Raw genomic sequence first — 11230 nt, forward strand, 5'->3', positions numbered from 1 at the left:
CCGAGTCTTCTCTATGCTATAATAAAGACATTGATTGGTCATGCGGTGATCAAAGTGTCTTCTAGCGAGACCCCGGTTGGTGAGAGGGGTTAGGCATTTCCTTACCGTGCTCCCAATTGCAAGCCCGAAAGGGCGCTTTCCTGGCGTTACAAGGTTTGAGGTAAGACTTTTTCAGTCATTACAAACAGCGGTGGTACCACGGTCACGCGTCCGCTCTTTGTGATGGCTTTTTATTTTGTTTTAAAAGGAGCTTGAGATGAAAGAATTATCATCAGCAGAAATCCGCCAAATGTTTTTGGATTTCTTTGCATCAAAGGACCACTTGGTGGTGCCTTCTAAGTCACTGATTCCAGAAAACGACCCCTCCCTTTTGTGGATTAACTCGGGTGTGGCAACTTTGAAGAAGTACTTTGACGGGTCCGTTGTCCCACCAAAGCCCCGTCTGACCAACGCCCAGAAGGCCATCCGAACAAACGATATCGAAAACGTTGGAAAGACGGCCCGGCACCACACTTTGTTTGAAATGATGGGAAACTTCTCCATCGGTGATTACTTTAAAGAAGAAGTGATTCCATGGGCTTGGGAGTTGTTGACCTCACCAGAATGGTACGGTTTGGACAAGGAAAAGCTCTACGTGACGGTCTACCCAAAGGATCAAGAATCAAAGAAGATCTGGGAAGAAAAGACCGACTTGCCCGACGGGCACATTTACGAAGTTGAAGACAACTTCTGGGACATCGGAGAAGGACCTTCCGGCCCTGATTCCGAAATCTTTTACGACCGTGGGGAGGCCTTTGCGGACTTGCCTGCCGATGATCCTGAAATGTATCCGGGTGGGGAAAACGAACGCTACTTGGAAATCTGGAACATTGTCTTCTCCCAATTCAACCACTTGCCTGGCTTGACGGATAATTCAACTTATCCAGAATTGCCACACAAAAACATTGATACGGGGATGGGTCTCGAACGGTTGGTCTCCGTCTTCCAAAACGGCCGGACCAACTTTGACACGGACCTCTTCTTGCCAATTATCCGGGCAACCGAACCCTTGACGGCTGGTAAAGTCTACGACACAACAAAGGACACGGAAGACAACGTTTCCTTCAAAGTCATCGCCGACCACATCCGGGCCGTGGCCTTTGCCATTGCTGACGGGGCCAAGCCATCGAACGAAGGCCGTGGTTACGTGATTCGCCGACTCCTTCGCCGGGCGGTTTTGCACGGACAAAAGTTGGGTATCCAAGAAAACTTCTTGGCTAAGATTGTTCCGGCCATGGTTGGCACGCTTGACGCCTTTTATCCTGAATTGAAGGAAAAGCAGGGGCTGATTGAATCCATCATGACGGCCGAAGAAAAGCGCTTTAACAAGACCTTGAAGTCTGGCTTGGCCATGTTTGACGACTTTGTTAAAGAGGCCAAGAAGGCTGGTAAGACAGAAATTTCAGGTGAAGACGCCTTCAAGCTTTCGGATACCTACGGTTTCCCGGTTGAACTGACGGCCGAACAGGCAGCAGAAGTCGGCATGACCGTTGATATGGCAGGCTTCAAGCAGGCCCTTCAAGAACAAAAGGACCGGGCTCGTGGCGCCCGCGGTAAGGAACACGCCATGGGCGTTCAAAACGCGGCGTTGACGGACTTGACGGTTGACTCAACCTACGTTGGTTGGTCGAAGACGGCTGTTGATGGGGCCAAGATTGTGGCCATCATTGCCCATGATGCCTCTGGCGTGGCCGTTAACACGGACGCCGCCAAGGCTGGAGCAACCGCCTGGTTGGTCTTTGACCAAACGCCTTTCTATGCTGAAATGGGTGGTCAAGTGGCCGACTGGGGAACGGTGAAGGATGAAGCTGGCAACATCTTAGCCGAAGTAGCCGACGTTCAGGCCGGCCCAAATGGTCAAAACATCCACGAAGTGACCTTGGCTGAAGACGTCAAAGTCGGCCAAGTGGTCAACCTGGCCGTGGACATGGAACGGCACCGGGCCGTTTCTTTGAACCACACGGCCACGCACTTGCTTGATCAAGCCTTGCGGAACGTGATTGGTGGGGATGTTCACCAGGCCGGTTCATTGGTTGAACCGGAATACTTGCGCTTCGACTTTAACCACGAAGGACCAGTTGACCAAGCAACTTTGAACAAGGTGCAAGACGAAGTCAACTTGCAGATTCAAAAGAACCTGCCAATTTCCTGGGAAGAAATGTCCATTGAAGACGCCAAGAAGTTGGGTGCCGTTGCCGTCTTTGACGACAAGTATGGCGACACGGTCCGGATTGTTTCCATCGGCGATTACAACCAGGAATTCGATGGTGGAACACACGCTCAGTCAACGGCTGAGTTGAACCTCTTTAAAATCACTTCAGAGGCCGGTGTTGCTGCTGGTATTCGTCGAATCGAAGCCAAGACGGCTCTGCCAGCCTTGACGGACTATCAGGCCGAAGAGCAGACTTTGCAAGCGATTGCAAAGAACCTCAAGGTGCCAAGCCTTCTGGCTGTTTCAGACCGCGTGTCGGACTTGGCTAACGAGCTGAAGGATGCCAAGAACCAACTGGCTGCCTTGCAGGCCCAGTTAGCGGCCGCGCAGGCTTCGGACTTGTTGGACAAGGCCGAAGACATCAACGGACTGTCCGTTGTGGCTGCCCAGGTAACGGTTGAAAATGCCAATGGTCTGCGTCAAATGGCCGATGCCTGGCGGGACAAGGGCGCTTCAAACGTCTTGGTCTTGGCCGCTGCCATCGGTGAAAAAGTCAACCTCTTGGTTGCTGCTGATAAGGAAGCCAATGGCAAGGGTGTCAAGGCCGGTGACTTGGTCAAGGCCATTGCGCCAATCGTTGGTGGTGGCGGTGGTGGCCGTCCGGACATGGCTCAGGCCGGTGGTAAGGATCAAGCCCAGATTCCGTCCGCTTTGCAAAAGGCCAAGGAAATCCTGGCGGAGGCCTAAGTTAATGGAAAAGCCGGTGTTGGTTAGGGTCTCTGCTTGAGGTCTAGACCGGCACCGACTTTTTTAAGGAATTCCTCATTTTAAATGTGGAATCGTGTTAAACTAGAGGCAAGCAATAGAGCCTTAAGATTTATTAAAGAAAGGAGTGTGTACGATGAGCGTAAGTGATCAAACCGCTATTTTTGACTTCGGTCAGCAGGAGCCAAAGGATATTCACGAAACCATGGAATTGGTCTACGCGGCTTTGGAAGAAAAGGGCTACAATCCTTTCAACCAAATCGTTGGTTACCTAATGTCTGGTGACCCGGCCTACATTCCTCGCCTGCACGATGCCAGGAACTTGATTAAGCGGCACGAACGTGACGAGATTATCGAAGAACTCGTGCACGCCTATTTGAAAAAGTAATGCGGATACTCGGATTAGACGTAGGTTCCAAAACAGTTGGTGTGGCGGTTTCCGATCCCATGGGCTGGACGGCTCAGGGTGTTGAAATCATCCGGATTAACGAAGATGAAAAGGTCTTTGGCTTGGACCGCCTTGGTGAAATCATCAAGGAGACCGGTGCCAAAGCCGTTGTTTTGGGCCTGCCCAAAAACATGAACAACTCCGAAGGCCCCCGTGCCGAAGCGTCTCGGGCATACGCCAAGATGGTTGAAGACCGCTTTTCTTTGCCCACGGACTTTCAAGACGAGCGTTTGACAACGGTGCAAGCCGAACGAATGCTGATTGAAGAGGCCGACGTTTCACGTAAGAAGCGTAAAAAGGTCATCGATAAAATCGCGGCCGAATTCATCTTGCAAAACTACTTGGATGCCAACGGTAAGTTGACGAAAAACTAAGCACTAAAGGAAGCAAACATGGCAAAAGAAAACCCCGAAATTGATAAGATTACCCTCGTGGATGATAACGGTGACGAGGCTTTGTACGAAGTCCTCTTTACTTTCCACTCAGAAGAATTTGACAAGTCCTACATCCTCTTGGTGCCAGACGGCGTCGAAGAAGACGAACAGGTCGACGTTCAAGCCTACATCTTCAACCCTGAAGAAGACGGTGAAGCCAAGGATGGCGACTTGATGCCAATCGAAGACGATGCCGAATGGGCAATGGTCGAAGAAGTGTTGAATACCTTCTTGGATGACGATTCAAACTTTGAATAAAGAAAAAGAGCTGCTTTTAAAAGCGGCTCTTTTTTGTTGACTTTAACGGGCTGTGACTGGCGTAAAAGAAACTTGACATTCCAATTCAGAAGACTACCCTAGAGAGGAAAGGAAGTATCAACCCATGAAAAAGTTGTCACTTGAAAAATTAAACCCTAAGAAGCTCTCGAAAAAAGCCCGTTGGATTACGGGGATCGTCGTCCTTGTTGTGATTGTGCTGGCAGCCGCCGGCTTTGGCTACAAGGCCTACGAAGACCAAAACAGCCTTTCTGGCACTTACAAGTATAAGGATGGTGGCACGGCCATCAAGTTTACCAAGGATACCTACACGCTCTACAGCACCTCGGACACGAGCCAAAAGTTGACTGGTAAGTATTATGTCAAGGATCACGTCTTGGTGCTTCTCTATGATAAGAGCTCAGCCCAGGCAAAAGAAGGGGGCATTCGTGGTGTCGCCTTCCAAGTGGCGGATAACAAGAAGAGCATTAACGTGCAGGGCTCAACCTACAAGAAGTAAGACAATCCCGAAAAAGTCCAGTTTCTGGGCTTTTTTCTTTTGCCTAGCTTTGCTTTTTGGAGGATGCTTGGAAAAGTTGTATACTTTTAAATTAGAAAGACCAAGAAAGGAGGGGACCATGGCCAGAAAAAATCGAAGAAAGTGGCTGAAGTTACCACGAAGTAAGAAAGACCGTCGTCGCTATTTGATTGCCCTACTGGCCCTCTTAACCTTGGTTATCGCAGCCGCCGCTTTAACCCCACAGTTCTTGGCTGATCGGCAGCAGGCCCAAGTTGAAGACCAACGGGTTCAGCAGCTAAAGGCCTGGGCGCCCTATGCACAAAAGATGCAGCAGCAATACGGTGTCTTTGCCTCGATTTCACTGGCCCAGGCGGCCTTGGAATCGGATTACGGCCAATCGGCGCTTGCACAAAAGGCCCATAATCTCTACGGGGTGAAGGCCGCTTCTGGCCAAGCCTCGGTCACCATGCCAACAAAGGAGTACCAGGACGGCACCTGGGTGACGGTTGATGCGGCCTTCGTTTCCTATCCGAGCTGGCAGGCTTCGATGCTGGCTCACGCCCAGTTGTTAAAGCAGGGGACTTCTTGGAATCCAACCCAGTACGCCCACGTGCTATCGGCACAGACCTATCAGGATGCGGCCAAGGGTTTGATGACCGATGGCTACGCAACGGATCCGGATTACGCTACTAAATTGGTTCAAGTCATTGAAAAGTACAAGCTACACCGCTTTGATTTAGCAACATAAAGTGGTAAAAAAAGTCTGATTTATCAGGCTTTTTTCTTTGCCTTTACCGGACTTTTGCAGACGAAAAGGCCCCTTGAAAACGGGAGAAATTGGCCAGTCTATGCTAAAATATAGGAAGCAAGAATACACTTTTAGGATGGTAAAATGACGGTTGAAGAACTTACCAAGGGAATGAATGATAAGCAGGCCGAAGCGGTTCGTACGACAGAGGGACCGCTTTTAATTATGGCGGGGGCCGGCTCTGGAAAGACCCGTGTCTTGACGCACCGGGTGGCCCACTTGATTGAGGACCTGGATGTTAAACCCTGGCGCATTCTGGCCATTACCTTTACGAACAAGGCGGCCCGGGAAATGCGCGAACGAATTGCCAAGTTGGTTGATCCCGAACAGGCCCAGATGATTTGGGTCTCGACTTTTCACGCCTTGGCTGTACGGATTTTGCGTCGGGATGGCGAACAAATTGGCTTGGGGAAGAACTTTACCATCCTAGACTCATCGGCCCAAAAGACTTTGGTGAAGCGGGTGGTCAATGAATTGAACCTGGACTCTAACCAGTACGATCCCCGGACCATTCTAGGCACGATTTCAAACGCTAAGAACGAACTGCTGACGGCAAAGGACTATGCCGAGCAGGCCGGCAACTATTACGAAGAACGGGTAGCTGAGGTCTACAAGGCCTACCAAAAGGCCCTTCGGCAAGCGCAGTCGGTCGACTTTGACGATTTGATCATGCTGACCATTGAACTCTTCGAAAAGGTGCCGGAAGTTTTGAAGCGCTACCAAGAACAGTTCCGCTACCTGCACGTTGATGAGTACCAGGACACCAACGATGCCCAGTACAAGATTGTTAATTTGCTGGCTCAGGGCTCACAAAACCTGGCCGTTGTCGGGGATGCCGACCAGTCTATCTACGGCTGGCGCGGCGCTAACATGCAAAACATTTTGAACTTTGAAAAGGACTGGCCACAGGCCAAGTCCGTCTTCTTGGAACAGAATTACCGGTCGACACAAACCATTTTGGATGCGGCCAACGACGTCATTAACAACAATAACGAACGGGTGCCAAAGAAGCTTTGGACCGAAAACGGCAAGGGCGATAAGATTACCTACTACCGGGCCCAATCAGCTCAAGACGAAGCCTACTATGTGCTGGGGAAGATTCAAAAGGGGCAGCGTGAACAGAAAAAGTCCCTGTCCGACTTTGCCATCTTGTACCGAACCAACGCTCAGTCCCGTGCAATGGAAGAAGCCCTGGTGAAGGCCAACATTCCCTATACCATCGTTGGTGGGCACAAGTTCTACGACCGCAAGGAAATCTTGGACATCATGGCCTACCTGTCATTGGTGGCTAATCCGGCCGACAACGCCGCTTTCGAACGGATTGTCAACGTGCCCAAGCGGTCGATTGGTCAAACGACTATCGATCGTCTCTTCGCCTTTGCCGATTCAATCAACCTGCCAATGCTTTCGGCCATTGACCAAATCGAAATGGCGCCGGACATTCGTCCAGCTGCGGCTACGAAGTTACTGGCCTTTGCCGAGATGATGAACAACTTCATTCAGCAGGCCGAATTCCTCGAAGTTTCCGAGTTAACTGATTTGATTTTGGACCAGTCCGGCTACCGGAAGGAACTGCAGCAAAAGTCCGATCCAGAATCCCAGTCCCGTCTGGAAAACCTGGACGAATTTATTTCGGTTACCAAGGAATTCGAGGCCAAGTACGATGCCGATGCGGAAGACGCCATTAACCCCCTGACCGACTTTTTGGGATCGACGGCCTTGATGGCCGACTTGGACAACGTGGAAGAGGACTCGGGTCAGGTGACCTTGATGACTTTGCACGCGGCCAAGGGATTGGAATTCCCAGTGGTCTTCTTGATTGGCTTAGAAGAGGGCCTCTTCCCACTGGGCAGAGCCGCCCAAGACGAGGACTTGTTGGAAGAAGAGCGCCGCTTGGCCTATGTTGGGATTACCCGTGCCGAGCAAAAGCTCTTTCTGACCAACGCCTTCTCCCGCTTGCTCTACGGAAAGACCCAGGCCAACCAACCGTCGCGCTTTATCGATGAGATTTCGGACGACTTGATTGAAAAGGCCTATCCTGCTGGTTCAGCAGCCACGCAGCCGGGCTTGTCATCCAAGTTCTTGCGGGCAACGGCCACGACCTACAACGGTCGGCCGGTTCAGGCCTCGGCCGTTCAAAAGTCGGAAAGCAAGACGACCGGTGCCGAAGGAGTTTCTTGGCAGGCTGGCGACAAGGTTTCGCACAAGAAGTGGGGGATCGGCACGGTTGTTTCCGTGACCGGCTCTTCAGAAGACCAGGAGCTCAAAGTCGCCTTCCCAGAAGACGGCATTAAGCAGCTCTTGGCAGCCTTTGCACCGATTACAAAGGCCAATTGAGAAAATGATTTAAAAAGGTGTGACTGAGCCTGACAGCGGCGGGGGAAGCAATTGCTTACCTGGCCACTGGACCAAGGCTCACCACCCGTACATAGTTTTTTGCAGGTAGGAAAGGAAGTTGGCATGGCAGAGCAAAAAGACATTAAGCAGTTAACGACCGAAGAGGCCAAGCATGAAATTCAGACCTTGCAGGACCGCTTGACCGATTATGGCATTGCTTATTACGAAAAGGATGCACCGCTTGTTGAAGACCACGTCTACGATGCGCAGTACGCCCGTTTGCAGGCCTTAGAGCAGGCCTATCCACAATTCATTAGCCAGGATTCACCAACCCAAAACGTGGGTGGGGCCGAAACCAAGTCCGGCTTGCCAAAGGTCCAGCACCCCGTGCCAATGCTGTCATTGGGTGATGTCTTTTCACTGGAGGAACTCCAAGAATGGGAAGATCGGACCAAGAAGGCCCTCGGCTTTCAGCCAAAGTATAACCTGGAGTTGAAGATTGATGGGCTGGCCATCAATTTGAAGTACGAGCAGGGAAAGTTGGTGCAGGCATCGACCCGTGGAAACGGCTTAGTCGGTGAAGATGTCACGGCTAACGTCAACACAATTGACGATGTGCCAAAGACTTTGAAGGAGCCGGTCACCTTTGAGGCCCGTGGTGAAATCTACATGCCAAAGGCTTCCTTTGCCAAGTTGAACGAGGAGCGGGAAGCCGACGGGCAAGAACCCTTTGCTAACCCAAGAAACGCGGCGGCCGGTTCGCTGCGCCAACTCGATGCTCGTGAAACCAAGAAGCGCAATCTCTCGGCCTTCATGTACTACACGGCCGAACCTGATCAGATTGGTGTCAGCACACAGGCTGGCCTCTTGGACCGGTTCCGCGAGCTCGGCTTGCCAACCAACCCCGATAACCGGGTCATTGAGAAGATGTCAGCCATCGCGCCCTATTTGAAAGAGTACACCGAAAAGCGCGACAGCCTGCCATACGGCATCGACGGCGTCGTGGTCAAGGTGAATAACTTTGATGACCAGGTTGACTTGGGCAACACTGTCAAAGTCCCCCGCTGGGCCATCGCCTATAAGTTCCCACCGGAAGAAGAAGAGACCGTTGTTCGTGACATCGAATGGACGGTTGGCCGTACTGGCGCGGTCACACCAACGGCGGCCATGGATCCGGTTTTGCTGGCGGGTACCACTGTTCAGCGGGCCTCTTTGCACAATCCGGACTACTTGAAGATGAAGGACGTGCGGGTTGGCGATACGGTGACCTTGCACAAGGCCGGCGACATCATTCCTGAAATCGGTCAGGTTGTCTTGTCAAAGCGTCCGGCCGATGCCAAACCCTACCCAATTCCAACGACTTGTCCGGCCTGTGGGGCCGACTTGGTCCACGTGGAGGGCGAAGTGGTCTTGCGCTGCATGAATCCAGCCTGTCCGGCTCAGATTGCCGAGGGACTAACGCACTTTGCTTCCAGAAACGCCATGAACATTGATGGCTTAGGCCCACAAATCGTGGCCCAGCTGCTCGACAAGGACTTGGTCAAGGACGTGGCTTCCATCTATTCCTTGAACCGTGAACAGTTGTTGACTTTGGATAAGTTTAAGGAAAAGTCGGCCGATAACTTACTGGCTGCCATCGCCGCTTCGAAGGAAAACTCCGCCGACCGCCTGCTCTTTGGCTTGGGCATTCGCTTGGTGGGTGCCAAGGCAGCCAAAACAATTCTCCAGTCCTTTGCCGACCTTGGCCAAGTCGCTTCAGCCAGCGTTGAAGACGTCGTGGCCATCGATGGGATTGGCCAGGCCATCGCCGATTCCTTGGTCAAGTACTTCAAAGAACCAGAGGCTCAGGCACTCCTGGCGGAACTTTCCCAGGCTGGCGTCAACATGGCCTACAAGTCGGACCAAGGCCCAATTGACGAAAATTCATTTTTCTATGGTAAAAAGATTGTTTTGACTGGTAAACTAGAAGTAAGTTCGCGTAGCGAAATTGCTGCCTGGCTGGAAGGACATGGTGCTTCCGTCACGGGTTCGGTTTCAAAGAAGACCGATCTAGTGATTGCCGGTTCCGATGCCGGATCGAAGCTGCAAAAGGCCGAAGACCTTGGTGTCACGGTATGGAACGAACAGGAATTCCTGTCCGCACAACAAAATGAGCAGGCTTAAAAAGCGCGCTTTTCTAAAGAGGACGATTCATGCTTAAACGTATAACATTAAAGACTTGGCTCTTCATTGCTGCCGGGGTTGTCATTGTCCTGGCACTCTTCTTTTTCTTTGTTAACCGGGCCACGCTTTCCCCATCCGTTTCAAAGACCAAGGGTGTTCAGCTCACACAAAACGGGGCTGGTCAGTATCAGACGGTCATCAAAGACGGTCACTACCTGACCTCTGCCGCCCGTGGTCTGACGGCCACTTCACAGGGTAACGCCGTTGATACAAAGGACTTCGAGTCCGGCCTCTTGAACTTGGCCAAGACCCATTTCAAGACGGGGCGCTACATCTTCCAAGAGGGGCAGTACCTGTCTTCTGACACGGTTAGTGGCCTCTTAGCCCGTCAAACTGATTCGAATATGACAGGCTTAAATCCTAAGGATAACGGGAAAACCGATTCGTCACGTAACCCCATCTACGTTCAAAGTCTGACCGAACAAGACTTTATGACCAAGGATGGTTCCAACTTGAAGTTGGCCGGTATGGTCGTTGGTGTGGCGATGAACACCCAAGACACCTACCAAAAGGAACAGTACGGGGCCAACTACTACCAGACGATTTCGGAAGCTGATCGCATTGCCTACGGTAAGAAGATTGCACCGAAGTTGATTAAGCAGATCCGCGCACAGACCGGTGTGGCGAAAAACATTCCGATTGTGATCGCCATGTATGCCAACGCCTCTGAGGATTCCCTTGGTGGTGGTTCCTTCTACTCACAGGCAACGTCAAAGTCCGGTACAAACATTTCGGCCTGGACGGATATCGATGATAAGACCGTTGTCTTCCCGAAGGAGAGTTCCGATTCTTCCTCCATTGGAACGGATGAAAACACCGGCTTTACCAACTTTAATAACGATATCGCCAACTTCTTCCCAAACATTGCTGGGGCAACGGCGGTTGGCCACTTCACGAATTCAAAGCTGACGTCCATGAAGGTCACGGTCACGACCCAGTTCTATTCACAGACTGAAATCGAGGCCTTTGCTAACTACGTCGATTCAGCTGCCGTGAAGTTTCTCCCTTCATCAGCACCGGTTCAAATTACGATTAAGACGGCTAACGAAACTCAGGCCATCCTGGTTCGAAAGTCGGATGATAAGTCCTATTCAGTGACGATTATGTAATTGTAATTTTAAAAGGCACCCATTGGGGTGCCTTTTTTCTTTAGAAAAAATAAATAAAATTCTAAAGTTCTTAAACATATTTATAATATCTTACAAAATTGTTTAGAACAATACTAATTATTGACTATTTTGACAAAAAT

General features: G+C 51.0%; 9 protein-coding genes. All 9 read left to right on the forward strand.

Annotated elements, in window-relative coordinates:
• Positions 1 to 256 precede the first annotated feature (256 nt).
• Positions 257 to 2938 carry an alanine--tRNA ligase gene (gene alaS, locus G6R28_RS00515; protein WP_213792292.1) on the forward strand — a complete coding sequence of 894 codons (2682 nt, stop codon included), beginning with the start codon at positions 257 to 259 and terminating at the stop codon, positions 2936 to 2938.
• Between the two features lie 154 nt (positions 2939 to 3092).
• Positions 3093 to 3344: an IreB family regulatory phosphoprotein gene (locus G6R28_RS00520; RefSeq protein ID WP_213792293.1), complete on the forward strand. Its 252-nt coding sequence runs from the start codon at positions 3093 to 3095 to the stop codon at positions 3342 to 3344.
• Entirely contained in the window at positions 3344 to 3778 is a 435-nt protein-coding gene (gene ruvX, locus G6R28_RS00525) for a Holliday junction resolvase RuvX (RefSeq protein ID WP_213792294.1), read from the forward strand. The genes G6R28_RS00520 and ruvX overlap by 1 nt, the downstream gene beginning before the upstream one ends.
• An 18-nt stretch (positions 3779 to 3796) precedes the next feature.
• Positions 3797 to 4096 carry a DUF1292 domain-containing protein gene (locus G6R28_RS00530; RefSeq protein WP_213792295.1) on the forward strand — a complete coding sequence of 100 codons (300 nt, stop codon included), beginning with the start codon at positions 3797 to 3799 and terminating at the stop codon, positions 4094 to 4096.
• A gap of 124 nt (positions 4097 to 4220) precedes the next feature.
• Entirely contained in the window at positions 4221 to 4613 is a 393-nt protein-coding gene (locus G6R28_RS00535; protein ID WP_213792296.1) for a hypothetical protein, read from the forward strand.
• 118 nt (positions 4614 to 4731) lie between these two features.
• Positions 4732 to 5361 carry a glycoside hydrolase family 73 protein gene (locus G6R28_RS00540; RefSeq protein WP_213792297.1) on the forward strand — a complete coding sequence of 210 codons (630 nt, stop codon included), beginning with the start codon at positions 4732 to 4734 and terminating at the stop codon, positions 5359 to 5361.
• Between the two features lie 144 nt (positions 5362 to 5505).
• Positions 5506 to 7758 (forward strand): DNA helicase PcrA, encoded by a 2253-nt coding sequence (gene pcrA / locus G6R28_RS00545; RefSeq protein ID WP_213792298.1) that lies wholly within the window; start codon positions 5506 to 5508, stop codon positions 7756 to 7758.
• A gap of 123 nt (positions 7759 to 7881) precedes the next feature.
• Positions 7882 to 9921, forward strand: coding sequence for an NAD-dependent DNA ligase LigA (gene ligA, locus G6R28_RS00550; RefSeq protein WP_213792299.1), 2040 nt, complete (start codon positions 7882 to 7884; stop codon positions 9919 to 9921).
• Positions 9922 to 9950: 29 nt separating this feature from the next.
• Positions 9951 to 11090: a CamS family sex pheromone protein gene (locus G6R28_RS00555; RefSeq protein ID WP_213792300.1), complete on the forward strand. Its 1140-nt coding sequence runs from the start codon at positions 9951 to 9953 to the stop codon at positions 11088 to 11090.
• The last annotated feature ends 140 nt before the right edge of the window (positions 11091 to 11230 follow it).

The organism is Fructobacillus papyrifericola (genome assembly GCF_018437235.1).
GTDB lineage: Bacteria > Bacillota > Bacilli > Lactobacillales > Lactobacillaceae > Fructobacillus > Fructobacillus papyrifericola.

Coding starts and splice junctions, on each gene's coding strand:
- alaS (WP_213792292.1), top strand. CDS start 257: ATGAAAGAATTATCATCAGCAGAAATCCGCCAAATGTTTTTGGATTTC.
- G6R28_RS00520 (WP_213792293.1), top strand. CDS start 3,093: ATGAGCGTAAGTGATCAAACCGCTATTTTTGACTTCGGTCAGCAGGAG.
- ruvX (WP_213792294.1), top strand. CDS start 3,344: ATGCGGATACTCGGATTAGACGTAGGTTCCAAAACAGTTGGTGTGGCG.
- G6R28_RS00530 (WP_213792295.1), top strand. CDS start 3,797: ATGGCAAAAGAAAACCCCGAAATTGATAAGATTACCCTCGTGGATGAT.
- G6R28_RS00535 (WP_213792296.1), top strand. CDS start 4,221: ATGAAAAAGTTGTCACTTGAAAAATTAAACCCTAAGAAGCTCTCGAAA.
- G6R28_RS00540 (WP_213792297.1), top strand. CDS start 4,732: ATGGCCAGAAAAAATCGAAGAAAGTGGCTGAAGTTACCACGAAGTAAG.
- pcrA (WP_213792298.1), top strand. CDS start 5,506: ATGACGGTTGAAGAACTTACCAAGGGAATGAATGATAAGCAGGCCGAA.
- ligA (WP_213792299.1), top strand. CDS start 7,882: ATGGCAGAGCAAAAAGACATTAAGCAGTTAACGACCGAAGAGGCCAAG.
- G6R28_RS00555 (WP_213792300.1), top strand. CDS start 9,951: ATGCTTAAACGTATAACATTAAAGACTTGGCTCTTCATTGCTGCCGGG.